The organism is Prosthecobacter sp. Pr1 (assembly GCF_057652315.1).
In genome coordinates this window covers 18,433-37,499 of sequence record NZ_JBYFBS010000029.1, presented here as the reverse complement: position 1 = coordinate 37,499, position 19,067 = coordinate 18,433, and the positions used below count along the sequence as shown (strand labels likewise).

Genomic DNA, 19,067 nt, shown 5'->3' with positions numbered 1-19,067 from the left:
GAAAGAGGGATTTCATGAAAGCGGCGGCGGGGGTGAGGAGGTGGGGGGCGGGGATGCGAGGACGCAGGCGTGCGGGGACGCTTTTGATTTTGGGGTGTGGCGGAGCGCTGTTCGAAGGGCAGGAGTGCCCATTGTACTTTTTTCACTGGCAAGATGAGGTGTGGCGTCAAAAGGCTTGTCATTTTTTCGCCACCTGATATTTCGGGCAGATTCCATGAGCACACCCAGCCAGCCTCTTCGTCAGCCCGGTCTCATCGTTTATCTCTGTGGTCTGGCCACCTCGGCGCTGGCGCTGTGGCTGGTGCAGATCGCCAATGACCATGGTGAAAATATCATGGGCTGGTATGCGAATGGGATCATCCCAGCGGGGGCGTTTCTGGTGGGGATCGCGAGCGGTGTGGGCTATGCCGTGGGGTCGCGACTGCTGCAGGTGAAGCTGAGCAAGGCGTTCGTGCTTGGGATGCTGACCACGGCGGTGGTGGACTACTTTGCGGCGCACTACCTCACCTACCTGAGCATCATTGAGCTGCATCACATTCCGGCGGAGCGCTATGGGTTCATCGACTACTTCCGTGAGATCAGCGAAGGGATGTCCTTCAAGAGCCGCAACTCGGGTGAGGCAGGCAGTCCGCTGGGCATGTGGGGCTATTTTTACAAGCTGCTGGAGATCTGCGGCTACGCGGGCGGTGCGATGGTGCCGTCGATGATGGTCTTTGGCATGCCGTATTGCAAGGGCTGTCAGCAGTACCTGAAGAAGCACCGCACGGGGCACATGCATGCGCCGGAGCAGTGGTCGGTGGTGAAGAAGCTGAAAAAGAAGGAACGGCTCGCGGCGCTGCAGGCGTCGATCAAAGAGCTCATTGCACGCGCGAATGAGTTCACCATGCCGATTGCTGCTGCGCCGCTGGCGGAAACGGAGGCGGCCCTCGCGACGCTGGATCAGACGATTCACAAGGATGCTGCGGCGCGAATTACTTACACTTTGAAGAAGTGTCCGAGGTGTGATGCTCACCATCTGGACTTGAACCTGTTCAATTACACTGAGGATAAGAAGGTGGCGAACTCGAACGTGGCGAAGATTGACAAGACGAAGGTGGTGGAGGTGGTGGCGGCTTGAGGGGATTTAGGCCTGCGCCAAGGTGACGGAGGCATCTTTCACCTCAGAGCGCTATTGTTTTCTATTATGATTTCGATTGCAGGAAAGACAGCCGCTGCTCCGTGGCAGCAGCCAACTTTGCTGCTATGATTTGGTCATCTCTTTTCAGCTGTGCAAACCATTGTTCGAGGTCGATGCCTTTGTTTTGCATAGACTTGATCTCAAATTCTGAATAGCTTTTACGCAAATTTTGCCAATAAGGATGCTCATCTGTCGCCAATTCCTGGAATAAGCGCGCCAACTCTTTTAAGGTGTTGGATTCGATGTGTCTAAGACCCAAATAGCCGTCTTTACTGCGCAGAGGCCATCCTAATGCATAGATAAATTTGGCGTCGTTTTTGAGCACTGAATTCGAAGCCATGCATTCCTTAAGATATTCACAGAAAAATAGCAATGCCGAGGTGAACATGTCAACGCTAAGATCACTTTCGTCGCCATTGGAGAATGAAACGGTTCCGCCCATACATTTAATCTCGAATAATAAAGAACTCCTTCAATGGATATTGCTTTGTGCGAGTCTTTAGCCGCTTTCCTAACCAAGCCTTGCTGCGGATGATTTGGACCGCGTGGATAAAATGCCCAGCATCTCTTCTCATTTATCCCTCCTCTGCATCGTTCGCTGCGCGATTTGCTTTTGCCATGAAGGCAACGGAAGAAATTCTGTTATATAAGGAGGCCACTCTCCTCTATCTATATACCCTCTCATTTTAGACCACTCCTTTAATTTTAATCCATTATCTTTTAGAAAGTCAACCATTCCACTTTCTACTCTATACCTGAGAGCAGCACATAGACGTTGAACTGGACTCAAAGCATCACGCCGTTGCTTTGAATTTTCAAGAGACTGCACAATTTGTTCAGCGATTTTATTTAAAGAAGTCCGGATTACAGCGTGAGGAAAATAAGACTTCCATGTCCTCCAATATTCATGTTCAGGATCAGTCCCAGAAAATAGCAGGCGCGCAACTTCAGCAAGCACCGCTTCCGGACACATCTTCAGGTAAAGGACATCTCCGCAGCTAGATTCTAGTTTCTGGCGGAAGACGAGATCATTGCTTAAGACGTGGGAGTCGTGAAGTGCCGCCTTCAGAAATCGACAGATCTCAATCAATATGACGGAATTCGTCCAGAAAACACAGTTATTGGCCCGGGGTTCTCCGGCAATTGCGACAAAGGCAGACATAATGCAGGAATCACTTATAAACTCGATTTTTGGACCAAGCTTGAAAAAGATGTCAGGCATTTTGTCGATGAATCCCATGTGGGGAGGGGAAAGCTGGGGTGGATGATGGACGTTGGTTCGAGGATGAAACGATTTTTGCTCTGTCTCATGATTGCTGCTCCACTCCTTGCGGCGGAGCGCCCTGCGGTGACGATGCCGCGCCAGACGAGCGGTGACGTGGCGGTGCAGCCGAAGTGGGATGAGGGGCTGAGGATCACGGTGGGGCTGAAGGATGCGGACATCGTTGGGAGTGACCAGCGGGCGATTCAGGCTGCGGTGGATTATTTGGCGCGGATGGGCGGCGGGACGGTGCACCTGAAGGCGGGGACTTATCGGCTGCGGAATGCGGTGTTTTTGCAGTCGGGGGTGAATCTGAGCGGCGAAGGTGAGAAGACGGTGCTCATTAAAGAGCCGTCTGTGATGACGCCGCTGAAGCTGGACAGCGACTGGTATGATCAGGAGATCACGCTGCATGATGCGAGCGGATTTCGCGTGGGGGACGGGGTGTGCCTGCGGGCGAAGGATGCGAAGACGGGGCGGCAGACGGTGATCAAGCGGACGTTGGTGGCGCGGAGCGGGAACCGCTTCAAGCTGGACAAGGCGCTGCGTGAGAACCTGTGGCAGATGAACGAGGCGACTTGCGCGACGCTGTTTCCGCTGCTGAGCGGTGAATGGGTGAACGATGTGAGGATCGAGAATCTGGTGCTGGACGGCAACCGTGAGCACAATGCGGAACTGGATGGCAACTATGCGGGCTGCATTTTTCTGCAGGACTGCAATCGATTCCACATCAGCGGTGTGACGGCGCGCAACAACCACGGGGATGGGATCAGCTGGCAGATCTGCCACGATGTGGTGGTGGAAAATTGCGTGAGCGAAAACAACAGCGGGCTGGGTTTGCACCCGGGCAGCGGATCGCAGCGGCCGATCATCCGCAACAGCACGCTGCGTGGGAATGACATCGGGATTTTCTTCTGCTGGGGCGTCAAGCATGGGCTGGCGGAGGGCAATCAGATCGAGGGGAATCGCATTGGGATTTCGATTGGCCATCGTGACACGGACAACCTGGTGACGGGGAACACGATCCGGGGCAGCAAGGTGAATGGTCTGCTCTTCCGCCCGGAACGCGGCCCGGACTTTGCGGGGCATCGCAACCGGATAGAGAAGAACCGATTCATCGACAATGCGCCGGAAGGCGGGGTGGTGATCGACATCCAGGGCGGGACGGAAGCGATCACGATCAGCGACAATCAGTTCACGGAAACGCGGGGCGGGAAGGCGCGTGCGGCGGTGAAGCAGGGGCCGGAGACGAAGCGCATTGTGATCGAAGGCAGCCAGAGCCAGGGGTTTTAGACCATTCGTTTCGCCCGGATGATGAACTTTGCCTGCTCGCAGCGTTAGAATGCGCTTCACTTCCCAACCATGAAATTCAAGCTGCTCCTCCTTGCCGTTCTCGCCTCGTCCATTGTCCGTGCTGAGGACAGCCGGCTGCAGGTGCCGAAGGATTTGAACGGGTATTTTCCTTTCAATCCGCCGTCTTCGCTGAGTGAGTGGGATGCGCGGAGGGATTATGTGAGGAGGCAGATATTGGTGGCAGAGGGGCTGTGGCCGATGCCGACGAAGACGCCGCTGAATGCGGTGGTGCATGGCAAGGTGGAGGGGGATGGCTTCACGGTGGAGAAGGTGTACTTTGAGAGTGCGCCGGGATTTTTTGTGACGGGGAGCCTGTGGAAGCCGAAGGTGATCAAGGGCAAGGTTCCGGGGGTGATGTTTGCGCACGGACACTGGAAGGATGCGCGGCTTTCGATTGAGACGGATGCGAAGGTGCGGGCGGAGATCGCGGCGGGGGGCGAACGTTTTGAGCGGGGTGGGAAGAGCATTTTTCAATCGCTCTGCGTGCAACTGGCGCGCATGGGCTGCGTGGTGTGGCAGTGGGACATGCTGAGTGATTCGGACTCGGTGCAGATCCCGCGCGAGATGGTGCACACGTTTGCGAAGCAGCGGCCGGAGATGAACACGGCGGAAAACTGGGGGCTGTACAGCCCACAGGCGGAGGCGCACCTGCAATCGATCATGGGTCTGCAAACTTGGAACGCGGTGCGTGGGCTGGACTTTTTGCTGTCGTTGCCAGAGGTGGACCCGGAGCGTACGGCGATCACGGGTGCGAGCGGTGGTGGTACGCAGACGATGCTGCTGGCGGCGATCGATGACCGGATCAAGCTCTCCTTTCCGTGTGTGATGGTGAGCACGGCGATGCAGGGGGGCTGCACGTGCGAGAACACGTCGCTGCTGCGCATCAACACCGGCAATGTGGAATTTGCGGGACTGTTTGCGCCGAAGCCGCAGGGGATGAACACGGCGAACGACTGGACGAAGGAGATGGCGACGAAGGGCTTCCCTGATCTGCAGAAGCTGTACACGACCTTTGGCAAGAAGGACAATGTGTTCCTGCTGCGCGGGGAGCATTTTCCACACAACTACAATGCGGTGACGCGCTCTGCGTTTTACACGTTTGTGAACAAGCATTTCAACCTGGGGCTGGAAGCGCCGGTGATCGAGAGGGACTATGAACCGCTGACGAAGGAACAGCTGACGGTTTGGGATGAGAAGCACCCTGCCCCGAAGGCGGGTGATGTGGAGTTTGAGCGGAAGCTGCTGAAGCATATGACTGCGGATGCGGAGAAGCTGCTGAGCGAGGCGGACCCGAAGGTGCTGCGCGAAGGCATCGAAGTGGTGATCGGCCGGACGTATGACAAGGCGGGCGAGGTGGAGTGGACGCTGAAGGACAAGCAGGACCGGGGTGACCACCTGGAAATGACGGGGACGCTGACGAACAAGACTTACAATGAGGAGCTGAACGTGGCGTGGCTGTACCCGAAGGAGTGGAACGGGCGGGTGGTGATCTGGCTGGATGACGCGGGCAAGTCCGGCATCGCGAACGCGCAGGTGAAGGAACTGGTGAAGGGTGGCGTGGCGGTGCTGGGGGTGGATCTGCTGTTTCAAGGCAGCGAACTGGCGAAGCAGAACCGGCTGGTGGCGAATCCGCGTGAGTTTGCGGGGTACACGTATGGTTACAACAGCGCGCTGTTTGCGCAGCGTGCGCATGATGTGCTGACGCTGACGAGTTTCCTGCGCAACACGAAGGTGGGATCGCACCCAAGTCCGAAGTCGGTGTGCATCGCGGCGCTGGGTGAGCAGACGGGGCCTATCGCGCTCGCGGCGCGTGCGGTGGCGGGCGAAGCCATTGACCGTGCGGCGTATGACACGCATGGCTTCCGCTTTGGGAAGGTGCTGGATTATCGTGATCCGATGTTCCTGCCGGGTGGTGCGAAGTATCTGGACCTGCCGGGGATGATCCAAGTGCAGGGGCCTTACCTGCGCTGGGTGCGTGGTGAGGGGAAAGATCCTGAGGCAGGGCTGGTGGAGTGGCTGCTGAAGTAGCGGGGGCGTGGACCACGCCGCGCCGGATGGTGGGGCGTGGTATGGGGTTTTAGTATGTGGTGGCTCAGGACGGGCTGTCAGGCGGGCGAGAGGCCTGCGCGCCCGGTTTGCGGAGTACGCGCCGGATTTGCTGCCTGCGCATCAACTCATGGGGCGAAGGCGGAGCTGCCGTAGTGTGTAGAACGGCGCATCTGACTCGGGCATGCGGCGGGCGCCTTTTTTGCGCTTTGGACCGAAGAGGTCGCGCTGCGCCTCGAAGACGCCTTCTATGAACTCTTTGCTCCCGAGCGCGACGCCATCGGTGAAGTAGCGCACGCGCAGGTGCACGAGTTCGGATGGGCTGAGCCTGCCTTTTTCCGCCAGCACAGTGCGCGCGGACTCGGCGGTGACACCACGAGATACCACCTTCTCATTCTGCGCGTCTTTGATTTCACGGCCTTCGGCGTGCAGGAGGCAGCGGTAGGCTGCTGCGGCGCCGGCGGTCTTCCAGCCGTCCACGGGTTTGCCCAATGCTTTGCACAGGCCGCGCTGGGCTCTGCGGCTGCCGCCGAGGGCTTCGGCGTAGCCGCACCAGCGGTAGTCCTTGGGATCTTTGACGAGGCCGGCGCGCACGGGATTGAGATCGATGTAGGCGGCCATGGTGCGCAGGGGGTCGCCTTTGCCTTCGACGAGCACGCTTTTGAAGCGGTCCATCCACAGGGTGCCACGGCGGCCGCGACGTTTGTTGAACCAGCGGCTGAAGCGTTCTTTGACTTCTTTGACGAAGAGGGAGAGATCGCAGAAGCGCTTCTTGAGTGCGTCCAAGCGCTGCTCGGCGAGAACGGCCATGCCGCGTGCGCGGAAGTCGGCGAGTTCATCGCGCAGCAGGCCGAGGTAGGCGCGGCTGTAGAGGGTGCGCAGGTGATCGAAGAGCTTTGCTTCGCCCTCGGGGCCCTCGAAGCGCTGCAGCCAGGTGTCGCGATGCGGCACTTCGGCGAGCAGGTGGAAATGATTGCTCATGAGGCAGTAGGTGACCACCTTGATGCCGGAGAATTCGGCCATGCGCCAGATCACGCGGCGCAGCGCTTCTTTTTCGACGTCGTCAAAGAACACCTCCCCGCCGCAGGTGCGTGACATGACGTGGTAGCAGTAGGACTCGATCGGCCCTTTGCCGAGCACACGAAACCGCCCGCCAGACCACGAACGCGCGCCGGGATAGAGGCCGGTTTTCGCATTCACGCCGATGAGCTGCTCTTCGAGGGGGAGCGTCTGGGAATCAGGGGATTGGGCGGATTTCATGGGGCCGAATGTGCGAATAATGGCAATGGGTGCAACAACTAAATGCCTGGCATTTAATTGTTGTCATTTAGTTTTCATGCTGGACATGGATGAAGAAAGTTTGCCGCGTTTGGCCGCCTATCTGGGCATCATCACAAAGGTGGACTTTTCCAGGGGCGGGTTTCTGGACTTCACCACATTGCCGTCTTCGCGGACGGTGATGAAATCTCCCGGGTAATTCACGGACTCAATGCGTATCCGGTTTTCAGCCAGTTTGACGATCTTCCAACTGGCATCGCCCTCAAAGAGCAGATTGATCTTTTTCGGCCTCTCGTGAGCTTTGATTATGCCTTCCTGATGCCTGAGGAAGAAGTTTTTGGCCCCGACCAGCTCCAATGAAACGCTGTTCGTATTCCTTTGCGACAAGCCCGGAACCACCCTGAATTTGCTGGCCCGGTATTCGGACACATGCAATGCGCGCCCCCGATCAGCAGAAAGCGCCTTGGACGGTTCCTGCACCAGATGGATCTCCATGGTCAAAGGTTCCGCGGCCCCCGCCGGGAACACCGGAGTGAGAGCGAAGAGACAAAGAAGCACCAGCCATTTAATCGACGTCATGGTTTTATGCTTAACGTGGATTCACCACGCGACAATGAACAAATCATTGGAACTAGGGTGTTTGCCAGGAGGGCACATGGGAACATCCGTGGATCGGTGAACAAGCTCCGAAGCCACGAACCCAAGGCCATGCACGCTTGGTGACTGATCTGCTGGTGAACGGGGCGTGTAGCGCGCGTCCTGGATTTGCCGGCTCGGTGTCTCTCGATTTGGGGTGGACACCCCATGGCGAATGTCGGCGGCGCTTGTTAGAATCTGCTCACTATGAAATCCATCCCCTTCTTTCTTTTTGCTGCAACGCTGGCTTGTTGTTGTTCTGTGTCTGCTCAGACGGGCAGCCCTCCGGCGAAGGAGGTCAAGCCGACGGTGCTGGGGATCAACGTGGTGCCTGATGGCGTTGTGTTTTATCAAGGTCATACGTACCTGATTCGCAATGGGCGGGCGGCTTTGGTGGATGCGATCCTGGTGCCTGAGGGGCAGGTGCTGACGCCGGAGGGGCGGCTGGTGGTTTTGCCGACCGACTTCGTGGAGGATATCAGCCCGACGGTGCGGGAGGGGCTGTTTGCCATTGGTGGGCAGGCGTATTTGATTCGTGATGGCCGGATGACGAAAGTGAGCGCCGCGGTGGTGCCGGAGGGCAAGGTGCTGGCGGCGGATGGCCGACTGCTGCCGCTGCCTGCGGACTTCAGCGGTTTTGTGCTGGATCGCGCGCCGGACGGCACGGTGCTGCCGACGCCGCCGAAGCTTTCGGGACCGCAGGTTCTGCCGGGGCAGTCCGGGGTGCCGCAGGTGGAGCAGGGTCAGGCGGGGAAGAAGTGAAGGCAGAGGCGCGGCGGCTGCGAGAGCGAAAACCGGCATCTGGGAGAGGATGAGCGTGCTGCCACCACCGATGGCGGAAGGAATGAGGCATGGTCATCTGCTTTTAGCTGCAATCTATGTCTGAGTGCGACGTGTATAGGGGGATGAAGCAACCAAGCTCGCGAAACTCATCCATCTCCATGCGGCGGCTCTCACAGGCCAAAAGCTTGCTGCCGTGTCTTGGCTTCGTTATCGTTTTCCCGGCGCTGCTGCTGGCGCAAAAGGCTCCGCTGGAACGCCCGGCTGCGCCTGCGCTGAAGAAGGGTGAGAAGCAGCTGTTTGTGGATGATGGCATGATCCTGGCCAAGCGAGGGCTCACGCGGGTGGTGCACCCGGCAAAGAAACTGGAGCGGCCGGTGCTGGAAGCTGAGATGCCCTGGGAGGTGATTGAGGAGGGCGGCATTGTGGACAAGCGCGTGAACATCTATGGCACGGTGCTGCGCGACGAGGCCACGGGCGGGTTCAGGATGTGGTACGCAGATCCGGGCAGTGTGCTCTTTGCGACTTCCAAGGACGGCATTCACTGGGAGCGGCCGATTCTCAAGATCGCAGGCGCGACGAATGTCACGAATCTGAATCTGCACAGCCCCAGCATCATTGAAGACAAGTTTGAGACCGACCCGCAGAAGCGGTACAAGGCGGTCGGCAATGCCAGCAAAGGGGAGGATGCGGTCAAGCTGCAGAGGCTCAAAGACAAGTTTGAACTGGTGGACTGGTACCGGGACAAGACGCATCGCCTTTATTATGCGGCGCATTCGCCGGACGGCCTGCGCTGGACCCTTGACCCCGAGCCCATCTTGCTCGGTTGTGACACCATCACCCTTTCGCAGGATCCGGTGACGGGTGAGTATCTGGCCTTTCACAAACGCCAGGGCGATCCGCGGGTGGTCGGGATACGGCAGGTGTTTTTGTCGGTGAGCAAGGACATGCAGCACTGGTCGGAGCCGCAGCCCGTCATGGTGGCGGATGAGATCGACAACAAGGCCGCGCGGAAGCTCAAGGGCGGCACCTATTCCGAGTTCTACAATCTGTCGGCGTTTGCCTATGGAGGGCAGTGGCTGGGATTCGCCACGCCGTTCCGCCGGGTGGAGCCGCCCTCGGCTTTGTTTGGCAATGACGAGGTGAACGGGCACAAGCGATCGGCCACGGGCATCATTGATGTGCAGCTGGTGCACAGCCGTGATGGCCGCCACTGGCACCGGTGCTCTGACCGCAGCCCGGTGATTGCGCTGGGACCGCATGCGTATGACGCGGGGAGCATCTTTGGGCTGTGCAACTCGCCGGTCATCGTCGGCGATGAGATGTGGATGTACTACACGGCTGTGACCACGCCTCATGGTGGACTGGCACCGGAGAAATCGCAGTCGATCGCGCGGGCTGCATGGCGGCTGGATGGGCTGGCTTCGCTGCAGGCGAAAGAGAAGGAAGGGACGGTGGAAACGCATGAGTTTGTCCCTGCAGGAAAGACGCTCTTTGTGAATGCGGATGTCAAAGGCGGCAGGCTCATGGTTGAGGTGCTGGATGCCGCAGGGAATGTGGTGGAAGGTTATGACAAGGAGTCCAGCGTGATCGAGAAGCAGGATGGGGTGAAGCTGCAGGTCCGATGGAAGCAGACGGGGGGCCTGCCTGCGGGAGCTGCCATTCGCCTGAGATTTCATCTGGAGAACGGGGACTTGTACAGCTACGTGATTGATTGAAAGCTGCACGCATGAAGAGACGGAGCTCTTTGCCCCGGTGGGGCGTGTTTGAGGGTTGCTCGCAGGCGCTGGATGTTGCGTGGGCGTGAAGGATCGGGACGATCCCTCTCCTTCGGAGGGCTGAGGCGTTGGCGGTGCCTGGGCGACGCAAGGGCTGGCATCGCTACGCGATGCCTTGAGCGAGAGGTAACCTGTCCCGGTGAACGAGGGGTGTCGCTCCGCTCAACCCCTCGCTACAGGCTTGGATGGCTCCGCCATCGACTGGATCTGCCATCGACCAAGAAGGGTGCTTTTGTTTGTTCAGCAGCTCTATCCGGAAATCAGTTCTGGGAAATGCTATATCTCATTGCCTCCCCTACCCCCATCGTTCCTTGATGCGGCGTGGCTGCATCGAGGAGCTATTCTTCGCCCTGTGTGCTACGAAGCGCCTGAACTCAAGGCGGCTAGATTGTGGAACGGATAGTAACTTTTTCGGCTTGGGGCGCGGAGATGCGCAGCGTTTTTGGAACCGGAGCGAAGCGGGTCGAAGACCGCCGTAAGGCAAATAGACAGCCGCAGGCTGCCCCGAAGGGGTGAGCGGCAGCGAGCCGAACGAAGTGAACCGTAGCGCAGCGAAGATAGCCGAAGGAAACAGACGACTGAAAGGAGCCCGAAGGGTGAGCGAAGCGAATCAATCAATGCTGCTGCACAACCCTGAAAGGGTGGAGCTGCCGCTTTCGAAGGTCTCGTAGTGCGCGTGGGGTGACGGGCTGGCGGAAGGTCACCGGCTCCCGCCTTCGAATAAACCGTGGTATGCGTGAGATGATCAGCACGTCGAAAGCGGTAGCTGCGCTCGTTCCTCGCTGCGCGACCGCAGTCCATATGGGAGGTGCGCGTAGCGCATTTGGAACCGGAGCGAAGCGCAGGTAGACAGCCGCAGGCTGCCCCGCAGGGGTGAGCGACAGCGAATCAATCAATGCGGCTGCGTGACCCTGAAAAGGTGGAGCTGCCGCTTTCGAGCGTCTCGTGGTGCGCGTGGGGTGACGGGCTGACGGAAGTTCACAGGCTCCCGCCTTTGAACAACCCGTGGTATGCGTGAGCAGATCAGCACGTCGAAAGCGGTAGCTGCGCTCGTTCCTCGCTGCGCGACCGCAGTCCATATGGGAGGCGCTGCTCTGTGAATGTGCTCATGCTCCCATCAGTCCTCGATGCGGTGTCGCAGCATCGAGGACGAGTTCGAGTAGGAGGACGAGGACGATCCGGGGGGCGCTTACACGGCGACGCAGTGGACCTTGCTGATGCCCTGGATTTTTTCCAGTTCGGCGATGACTTCGGCGCTGGGGGTGGAATCGAGGGTGAGGAGGGTGAGGGCTTTGCCGGACTCCTTGTCGCGGCTGAGGCTCATGTCGGCGATGTTGACGTTGTTTTTGCCGAGGGTGGTGCTGTAGGCGGCGATCATGCCGGGGCGGTCGATGTTCTCGATGAAGAGGAGCGTGCCTTCAGGGCGGGCTTCGATGCGGTGGGTGTTCACCTTCACGATGCGGGGCTCATTACCGAAGAAGGTGCCGGCGATGCTGGCGGTCTCGGTGTCGTTTTTGGCGATGACTTCGATGAGGTCGGTGAATTCGCTGGCTTCAGGCAGGCGGCTTTCGGTGAAGCGAAGGCCGAGGTTGTCGGCGACGCCATTGGCGTTGATGTAGTTCACCTGTTCGGCACCGACGGCGCGCTCAAGGAAGCCTTTGAGGACGGCGCGGGAGATGAGGGTGGTGTCGCCACCGCCAACTTTACCGCTGTAATTGATGCGGACGACGTTGGCGCGGGCGGGGGCAAACTGGGAGACGAGGCGGCCGAGGAGCTCACCGAACTTGAGGAAGGGGCCGATTTCGGCGAGCACCTTGGGATCGACGTTCGGCATGTTCACCGCGTTGACGACGGTGCCCTGAAGGAGGTGGGCCTTGATGACTTCGGCGATTTCGATGCCGACGTTTTCCTGGGCTTCTTCGGTGGAGGCACCGAGATGGGGGGTGAAAACGGTGTTTGGGGCGCTGAGGAGGGGGTAATCGGCCGGTGGGGGCTCGACTTCGAAGACGTCGAGGGCGGCGCCGGCGATGGTGCCGTCGGTGAGGGCTTGGGCGAGTGCGGCGTCGTCGATGAGACCGCCGCGAGCGCAGTTGATGATGCGGCAGGTCTTCTTCAGGGTGGCGAGACGCTTGGCATTGATCATGTGCTTCGTCTCAGGCGTGAGCGGCATGTGCATGGTGATGTAATCAGCCTGCACGATGGCGGCGTCGAGGTCCTCGCAGAGGGTGACTCCGAGGCTTTCGGCGCGGTTTTTGGAGAGGTAGGGGTCGTAGGCGACGACGCTCATGCCGAAGGCTTTGGCGCGCTTGGCGAACTCGGCGCCGATGCGGCCCATGCCGAGGACGACGAGGGTTTTTTCAAACACTTCGGTGCCCTTGAACTTGGCGCGGTCCCATTTGCCGCTGACGATGGTGGCGTGGGCCTGGGGGGTCTTGCGGGAGAGGGCCATCATGAGGGTGAAGGCCTGCTCTGCGGTGGAAATGGTGTTGCCGCCGGGGGTGTTCATAACGACGACGCCGCGCTTCGAGGCGACGGGCACGTCGATGTTGTCCACGCCGACGCCGGCGCGGCCGATGACCTTGAGGTGGGGGGCGGCTTCGAGGACCTTGGCGGTGACTTTGGCACCGCTGCGGACGATGATGGCGTGGGCGTTGCGGGAGGCCTCGATCATGGCGTCCTCGGCTTTGAGATTCATGTTCACCTCAACAGAGAAGGACGGCTCCGCTTTGAGCAGGTCGATGCCTTTGCTCGAAATGGGGTCGTTGTTGCCGGCGATGAGGATGTTGAACTTGGACATGTTGGGGTTGGGGGGAAAGGGCGCGCAAACTAGCTGCCTTTATCCGCCGCTCAAGGAGCAATGCGTGCTGGACAGAATAGAGGGGGAGCGTTCATATAGTGCTATGTTTGCAGGAACTACGTTAGAAAAAGCTATGCTCGCTTTGATCGGCCCTCTCTCTTTGGAGGAAATGGCCGCTGCTGCGGTGGCCGTCCTGCTGCCGATGCTGATCACGTGGCTGGTGATGGGGGGGAAACTCAAGCGGTTGCAGCGGGAATCGGGCGCGGCGCTGGAGCAACTGCGCACGGAATCTGGGGCGGCGCTGCAGGCGGCGCAGGCCAAAGCGGCCGCCGAGGCTGCGGAATATGCCCAAAACAGCGCTGCGGCTGCGGCGAGCTTTGCGGATCTGCAGCAGCGTTTTAGCACGCACCGGGAGGTGGCGGAGCGCCGTGCGAACGATGCCTCCCAGCAGATCACGCGCCTGGAGGCGGATCTGGCGGCGACGCGCGAGGTGGCGGCGCAGCTGGTGCCCACGCAGAGCCGCATCAAGGATCTTGAAACGGCGCTGGCGGCCGAGCAGGGCCGGATGAAGGCGCAGGAACAGGCCATCGCGGCGACGAATGCGCGAGCGGCTGACTTTGAAAAACGGATGATTGAGGCACAGGATTTGGTGATCAAGCACAAGGCGGAGATGCAGGCGAGCCTGGTGGAATTGAAAAAAGTCCGTGATGAGCAGGCGGCCTACTCTGCCGCTGGTGGCGCCGAGGCGGAGCTGACCAAGGCCCGCGAGGCCACCCAGGTGGCCGAGGGGAAGATCACCAACCTGCAACGCGCCCTGAAGGCGGCGGAGGCGCGGGTGGAGATGGTGCAGAAGGAATTCATGAATGCCGTGGGCCTTTCGACCGCCCCAAGTCCGAATGCGTCGGCGAATGCCAGCGACAAAAAGCTGCGCGAGCAGGAGGAGAAGCTCGCGCTGCTGGAGGCTGAATCGCGCAAGCGTGCGCGTGAAGATGGGTACAAGATCGCGGAGCTGGAATATCGACTGAGCGAGGCGCTGGAGGCGGTGAAGAATGCGCTGGTGGAGGCCAAGTCCAAGGCTGTGGCGGTGGTGGAGACTGTAGCGCCGGTGGTGGAGCCGCCAGCAGGGGTGAATGAGGTTCCGAAGGTGGAGACTGCGAGCAGCGAGGGGGCCAAGGATGAGGCGCAGGAGGTGGATGCGCCGGTGGCAGAGGTGCCCGCAGTTGAGGCTCCCGTGGCAGAAGTTCCTGAAGCTGGCATACCGATGACCCCAGTTCCTGAAACTGGCATCTTGATGGCAGAGGCCCCTGTGGCAGATGCCCACGCTCCGGAAGTCCCGCCGCCTGCTGCGACGGGGACGTCTGTTTAATTCGCACTTCCCCCATTTTGTGGAGACTCTTTGGGCAATTTTTTTCCAACCAGCCACGTTCTATCCGCTCGCATGAAATTCACTCTCGCATTCATCACCCTCTTTTCTGTCACTGCGCTCTCGGCTGCGGACTGGTCACGTTTTCGCGGCCCGAACGGCGCCGGAGTTGCCAACACGACCGGCCTGCCGGCGGTGGTGGATGACAGCACGACGGTGTGGAAAGTGCCGGTGGGCAAAGGGTGGTCTTCGCCGGTGCTGTGGCAGGACATGGTGATCGTGACGGCTGAAACCGGTGCGACGAAGCGCGCGGTGATCGCGATTTCCGCGAAGGACGGCAAGGAGCTGTGGAAGCATGAGGAGGAGTTTGTGCCGCATCCGATTCACAAGACCTACAACACTTATGCCAGCAGCTCCGCCTACGTGGATGCGGAGCGCATCTACATCAACTGGAGCAGCGGCACGAACATCCAGGCGCTGGCGCTGGATCACACGGGCAAGCTGGTGTGGCGCAATGATCATGTGGCGGATTACATCCATGAGCATGGCACGGGGATCTCTCCGGTGGTGGTGGACGGCCTCATGATTGTGCGCAGCGAATTCGACTGGCAGCGCGACGGCAAGGTGTATACCGAAGATCCTGAGCAGCAGAAATGGAAGAGCTGCATCGTGGCGCTGGACGCGAAGACGGGCAAGCAGGCGTGGAAGCTGGACATCCCGAACTGCCTGAACACTTTCTCCACGCCCGTGGTGCATGAGCTGAAGGGCGGCGCGAAGGAACTCATCTGCGCGGACACGGGCAGCGGGGTGATGGGGATCGCGCTGAAGACGGGCAAGCTCAACTGGCAGCACAATCCGGGCTACAAGCAGCGCAGCCTGGGCTCCGGGGTGATCAACGATGATTTCTACTTCTGCACCTTCGGCACCGGCGGCGGTGTGAAGGAGATCGCGGCGCTGGATCTCAAGAGCGGCAAGCCGGTGTCTGTGCCTTTCGATATTCCGAAGGGCCTGCCGTATGTCCCCTCCCCTCTCGTCATTGGCGAGCACATGTACCTGCTGGGAGACGGCGGCATCATGCGCTGCGTGGAGTTCAAGACGGGCAAGGTGATCTATGAGGAACGCATCGAAGGCACTGCGGGCAGCGCCAAGTTCTTCAGCAGCCCGGTGGCGGGCGACGGCAAGATTTTCTGCGCCAGCCAGCAGGGTGATCTGATTGTGATCAAGGCGGGGCCGAAGTTTGAGAAGATCGCGGCGAGCAAGCTGGACGGCCCGGTGAATTCCGTGCCTGCGATCGGTGACAAGCGGATCTACGTGCGCACGGCGAACTCGCTTTACAGCATCGGGGCCAAGGGGCAGCCGGTGCCTTGAGTGGGGTGCGGTGGCGTTAGGGCTTAGAGTGGCGCGCCAGCGTCCTGGAACCGTAGCGAAGCGGAGATAGACAGCCGCAGGCTGCCCGAAGGGTGAGCAAAGCGAATCAATGCGGTGGCACAGATGCAAGGTGCAAGCCTGCATCGGCGGCACCGCTTTCGTGGGGTGATGAATTCTCTTTGGACTTAGCGCGCCGTCCGGCCTGCAAAAAGCGGCGTCGCGCCCAGGCTTGCCGCACGCACTCCAAGACGCTTCGCGCTCGCGGTGCGCTGCTCAAAATATGCCACCCGTATCGGACGTCCTTGGATTATCGCGTCAGGACGGGCGCAGACTGCCGTGCTTCAGCAGGTGACGCCTCGGGCTTCAACACCGCGCCCTGTATGGGCAGGATGGCGAGCATGTTGTCGTGGGCGATGCGTTTGGCGGTTTCGGGTTTCATGGCGTCGAGCAGGAGGTAGTAGCGCTGCATGACGGGGGCGTAGTCGTGGAAGCGGCCGACTTTGTCGGAGCCGATGATGAAGCGTGCGGGATATTTTTCGAAGAGGGCGAGCCACTCGGCGACGGGTTTGCCGTCTTTGACGAGGTAGGTGTCATAGAGGACCCAGGAGATGTCGATGCTGAGGTTTGAGTAGGTGGCCAGCATGCGGTCGATTTCCTGCATGAGGGTGGGGACGTCCACGCGGCGGCTGATGCCGGCGTGGCACCAGACGAATTTGGTTTTGGGGTGCGTCGTGACGGCTTCCTCAAACTCGTGCAGGTAGATGGGGTCGCGCTTCCAGACGGAGGAGGCATTGGAGTGGACGAAGACGGGGAGGTCCAGCTCTGCGGCGAGGTCGTAGATGCGGTGGAGGGAGGCGTTGTTGGCCCGGGGAGTTTCGCCGTAGGTGAGGGCGGAGAGGTCGTCATGGCGGGTCATGACTTCGCCGATGCCCTGCCAGAAGCCGGGGTTCCATTCGATCATGCGGCGGACGTGGTCCACGGCGTTGCGGTCGGCGCCGTTGAAGCCGCAGATGATGGGGTGGAAGTGCTTGCGGTCGGCTTCGGGGAGGGCCTGGATCTCGCGGGCGACGAGCATGTCGGTGGCGGAGTACCAGTAGCAGCGGGCGTCGTCCTCCAGGTAGTATTGGGGCTGCTGGGGCTCGGATTCGGACCACTGCTTGACGAGGGGCATGCCGCTGACGACGGCATCGGTGACGCCAGACTTGGTCATGGCCCGGAGCGCGGCGGCGGCGCCATCGGTGCGCTGGAGGAAATCGACGAGATGCAGGTGGCAGTCTGCCATGGTGTATCGCACGGGTTCAGGCTCCACGGGCACCGCAGCGGGGGGCTGGGCGGGAGTGGGGCTGACGGGCTTTTTTTGCAGATCGCGGGCGAGCAGCGCGGCGACTGCCAGACTGAGCAAAATGGGGAGAACGAGGGTGATTTTCATGGGGTCAGAGGGATCGCGGGCGCTGCGCTGCGGAAATGGGTGCCAATTGAACCGGAGGCCGCCGAGTCACCCCGGCAATAGGGCCGGATTTCTCTCCATTTTGGGCAACGTGGCAGTGCATGAGGATGCAGGGTGAAACGCGAGGTGTGCAGGGATAAACGAAGGCGCGAGGGCGGCACAACTGCAAAATCGTGCCGATTCCATCAATCCGGCTCATGCCAGCCATGAGGAAAATCCCCTTTGCCAAACGGGGGCCGGGGGGTATGTCTGCGGCCCCTAAATATGAGCAAAAAAAGTGACTTCGGATTGATCGGCCTCGCTGTGATGGGCCAAAACCTCGTTCTCAACGTGGAAAGCCGCGGCTTCCAGGTGAGCGTCTTTAACCGCACGACCAGCGTGACGGATGAATTTGTGGCCAAACACCCCGGCAAGGCCCTCGTGGGCTGCCACACGCTGGAAGACTTCGTGCAGAGCCTCGCCACGCCGCGCAAGATTCACATCATGGTGAAATCCACCGCCGTGAAGGACACGGACCGTGACGCCGTGGACGCGGTGATCGAGCAGCTCATCCCGCTTCTGGACAAGGACGACATCGTGATCGACGGCGGCAACAGCTTCTACCAGACGACGGAGCGCCGTGACGCCTACCTCGCAGGCAAGGGACTCCGCTTCATCGGCGCGGGTGTTTCCGGTGGTGAAGAAGGCGCACGCAAAGGCCCCTCCATCATGCCCGGCGGCCCTGCCTCCACGTGGGAAGTGATGAAGCCGATCTTTGAAAGCATCGCCGCGAAAGTGGACGGCGAGCCTTGCGTGATCCACATCGGCCCTGGCGGCGCGGGTCACTACGTGAAGATGATTCACAACGGCATCGAGTACGGCGACATGCAGCTGATCTGCGAAGCCTACAACATCTTCAAGCACGCGGGATTCACCACCGACGAGATGGCCGCCATCTTCAACGAGTGGAACGAAGGCGACATGCAGAGCTACCTGATCCAGATCTCCGGCAAAGCGCTGGAGCAGAAGGATCCTGAGACCGGCAAGTCCGTGGTGGAACTCATCGTGGACAAGGCCGGCCAGAAAGGCACGGGCCAGTGGACGCTGCTCAACGCCGCTGAAAACGCGGTGGTCATCAGCACCATCAACGCCGCTGTGGAAGCGCGCATTCTTTCCAGCCAGAAGAAGCAGCGCGTGGCTGCCAGCACGCAGCTCACCGGCCCGACTGTGAACATCACCACGGACAAGGCTGAGCTGGTGAAGAAAGTGCACGACGCCCTCTACGCCTCCAAGATCATCAGCTACGCGCAGGGCCTAGACCTCATCAAGACCATGGGTGAGAAGAAGGACTGGAAGCTGGATCTGGGCCGCATCGCCGCCATCTGGCGCGGGGGTTGCATCATCCGCGCCCGTTTCCTGAACCGCATCACCGATGCGTATCGCACGAACGCCAGCCTGGCCAACCTGATGCTGGACCCGTTCTTCAAGGACGTGCTCAGCACCACGCAGCAGAACTGGCGTGAAGTGGTCAGCATCGCCACCTTGAACGGCATCCCCGTCCCTGCGTTCAGCGCCAGCCTCGGCTACTACGACAGCTACCGCGCCGCCCGCCTGCCAGCGAACCTGCTGCAGGCCCAGCGCGACTTCTTCGGTGCTCATACCTATGAGCGCACGGACAAGCCAGAGGGGCAGATGTTCCATACGGAATGGCCTGAGGTGATTGGCTAAAGTTGCCGAGTTGCTGTGCAACTCGTGCTCCTGACTCCAGTTGCGGCGCAACTGGACTACTTTGAAGGCGGCTGGG

The 19,067-nt window shown here is 60.1% G+C and carries 14 protein-coding genes; 8 read left to right on the top strand and 6 right to left on the bottom strand.

Going from position 1 to position 19,067, the window contains the following annotated elements; all coding sequences use genetic code 11:
- Positions 1–214: 214 nt before the first annotated feature.
- A complete protein-coding gene (locus AC24GY_RS27720) occupies positions 215–1,117 on the top strand; it encodes a hypothetical protein (RefSeq protein ID WP_487689702.1) in 903 nt (300 codons plus the stop codon).
- 64 nt (positions 1,118–1,181) lie between these two features.
- On the opposite strand, the gene AC24GY_RS27715 is transcribed toward AC24GY_RS27720, so the two are convergent.
- Both AC24GY_RS27715 and AC24GY_RS27710 read right to left on the bottom strand, forming a co-directional pair.
- The gene (locus AC24GY_RS27715) at positions 1,182–1,619 is read right to left on the bottom strand and encodes a hypothetical protein (protein WP_487689699.1); all 438 of its coding nucleotides are present in this window, start codon (positions 1,617–1,619) and stop codon (positions 1,182–1,184) included.
- A gap of 129 nt (positions 1,620–1,748) precedes the next feature.
- The gene (locus tag AC24GY_RS27710) at positions 1,749–2,417 is read right to left on the bottom strand and encodes a hypothetical protein (RefSeq protein ID WP_487689697.1); all 669 of its coding nucleotides are present in this window, start codon (positions 2,415–2,417) and stop codon (positions 1,749–1,751) included.
- A gap of 69 nt (positions 2,418–2,486) precedes the next feature.
- Here AC24GY_RS27710 and AC24GY_RS27705 point away from each other — a divergent pair, with 69 nt between their 5' ends.
- Together AC24GY_RS27705 and AC24GY_RS27700 are read left to right on the top strand one after the other, a co-directional pair.
- Entirely contained in the window at positions 2,487–3,731 is a 1,245-nt protein-coding gene (locus AC24GY_RS27705; RefSeq protein ID WP_487689696.1) for a right-handed parallel beta-helix repeat-containing protein, read from the top strand.
- Positions 3,732–3,800: 69 nt separating this feature from the next.
- Complete coding sequence (locus AC24GY_RS27700; protein ID WP_487689693.1) at positions 3,801–5,819, top strand: alpha/beta hydrolase family protein; 2,019 nt, start codon at positions 3,801–3,803, stop codon at positions 5,817–5,819.
- Positions 5,820–5,960: 141 nt separating this feature from the next.
- On the opposite strand, the gene AC24GY_RS27695 is transcribed toward AC24GY_RS27700, so the two are convergent.
- Entirely contained in the window at positions 5,961–7,097 is a 1,137-nt protein-coding gene (locus AC24GY_RS27695; RefSeq protein WP_487689690.1) for a transposase, read from the bottom strand.
- Positions 7,098–7,214: 117 nt separating this feature from the next.
- Positions 7,215–7,694 carry an AbfB domain-containing protein gene (locus tag AC24GY_RS27690; protein ID WP_487689688.1) on the bottom strand — a complete coding sequence of 160 codons (480 nt, stop codon included), beginning with the start codon at positions 7,692–7,694 and terminating at the stop codon, positions 7,215–7,217.
- A 318-nt stretch (positions 7,695–8,012) separates the two neighbouring features.
- Here AC24GY_RS27690 and AC24GY_RS27685 point away from each other — a divergent pair, with 318 nt between their 5' ends.
- Positions 8,013–8,513, top strand: a complete 501-nt coding sequence (locus AC24GY_RS27685) for a hypothetical protein (protein WP_487689686.1) — start codon at positions 8,013–8,015, stop codon at positions 8,511–8,513.
- A gap of 179 nt (positions 8,514–8,692) precedes the next feature.
- Positions 8,693–10,249, top strand: a complete 1,557-nt coding sequence (locus tag AC24GY_RS27680) for a hypothetical protein (RefSeq protein ID WP_487689683.1) — start codon at positions 8,693–8,695, stop codon at positions 10,247–10,249.
- A gap of 1,249 nt (positions 10,250–11,498) precedes the next feature.
- Here the strand turns inward: AC24GY_RS27680 and serA are convergent.
- On the bottom strand, positions 11,499–13,106 hold the full coding sequence (serA, locus tag AC24GY_RS27675) for a phosphoglycerate dehydrogenase (protein WP_487689681.1): 1,608 nt from the start codon (positions 13,104–13,106) through the stop codon (positions 11,499–11,501).
- 133 nt (positions 13,107–13,239) lie between these two features.
- Here serA and AC24GY_RS27670 point away from each other — a divergent pair, with 133 nt between their 5' ends.
- Entirely contained in the window at positions 13,240–14,472 is a 1,233-nt protein-coding gene (locus tag AC24GY_RS27670) for a coiled-coil domain-containing protein (protein WP_487689678.1), read from the top strand.
- A gap of 72 nt (positions 14,473–14,544) precedes the next feature.
- Positions 14,545–15,837 (top strand): outer membrane protein assembly factor BamB family protein, encoded by a 1,293-nt coding sequence (locus tag AC24GY_RS27665; RefSeq protein ID WP_487689675.1) that lies wholly within the window; start codon positions 14,545–14,547, stop codon positions 15,835–15,837.
- A gap of 307 nt (positions 15,838–16,144) precedes the next feature.
- Here AC24GY_RS27665 and AC24GY_RS27660 read toward each other — a convergent pair whose 3' ends face one another.
- Entirely contained in the window at positions 16,145–17,266 is a 1,122-nt protein-coding gene (locus AC24GY_RS27660; RefSeq protein ID WP_487689673.1) for an amidohydrolase family protein, read from the bottom strand.
- Positions 17,267–17,548: 282 nt separating this feature from the next.
- Here AC24GY_RS27660 and gnd point away from each other — a divergent pair, with 282 nt between their 5' ends.
- Positions 17,549–18,991 carry a decarboxylating NADP(+)-dependent phosphogluconate dehydrogenase gene (gnd, locus tag AC24GY_RS27655; RefSeq protein WP_487689671.1) on the top strand — a complete coding sequence of 481 codons (1,443 nt, stop codon included), beginning with the start codon at positions 17,549–17,551 and terminating at the stop codon, positions 18,989–18,991.
- Positions 18,992–19,067: the final 76 nt, after the last annotated feature.

Excerpts from the sequence above, each read along its gene's own strand:
- AC24GY_RS27715 (WP_487689699.1), bottom strand. The coding sequence starts at position 1,619 with ATGGGCGGAACCGTTTCATTCTCCAATGGCGACGAAAGTGATCTTAGC.
- AC24GY_RS27665 (WP_487689675.1), top strand. The coding sequence starts at position 14,545 with ATGAAATTCACTCTCGCATTCATCACCCTCTTTTCTGTCACTGCGCTC.
- AC24GY_RS27670 (WP_487689678.1), top strand. The coding sequence starts at position 13,240 with ATGCTCGCTTTGATCGGCCCTCTCTCTTTGGAGGAAATGGCCGCTGCT.
- serA (WP_487689681.1), bottom strand. The coding sequence starts at position 13,106 with ATGTCCAAGTTCAACATCCTCATCGCCGGCAACAACGACCCCATTTCG.
- gnd (WP_487689671.1), top strand. The coding sequence starts at position 17,549 with ATGAGCAAAAAAAGTGACTTCGGATTGATCGGCCTCGCTGTGATGGGC.
- AC24GY_RS27680 (WP_487689683.1), top strand. The coding sequence starts at position 8,693 with ATGCGGCGGCTCTCACAGGCCAAAAGCTTGCTGCCGTGTCTTGGCTTC.
- AC24GY_RS27710 (WP_487689697.1), bottom strand. The coding sequence starts at position 2,417 with ATGGGATTCATCGACAAAATGCCTGACATCTTTTTCAAGCTTGGTCCA.
- AC24GY_RS27660 (WP_487689673.1), bottom strand. The coding sequence starts at position 17,266 with ATGAAAATCACCCTCGTTCTCCCCATTTTGCTCAGTCTGGCAGTCGCC.
- AC24GY_RS27720 (WP_487689702.1), top strand. The coding sequence starts at position 215 with ATGAGCACACCCAGCCAGCCTCTTCGTCAGCCCGGTCTCATCGTTTAT.
- AC24GY_RS27690 (WP_487689688.1), bottom strand. The coding sequence starts at position 7,694 with ATGACGTCGATTAAATGGCTGGTGCTTCTTTGTCTCTTCGCTCTCACT.
- AC24GY_RS27695 (WP_487689690.1), bottom strand. The coding sequence starts at position 7,097 with ATGAAATCCGCCCAATCCCCTGATTCCCAGACGCTCCCCCTCGAAGAG.
- AC24GY_RS27705 (WP_487689696.1), top strand. The coding sequence starts at position 2,487 with ATGATTGCTGCTCCACTCCTTGCGGCGGAGCGCCCTGCGGTGACGATG.
- AC24GY_RS27700 (WP_487689693.1), top strand. The coding sequence starts at position 3,801 with ATGAAATTCAAGCTGCTCCTCCTTGCCGTTCTCGCCTCGTCCATTGTC.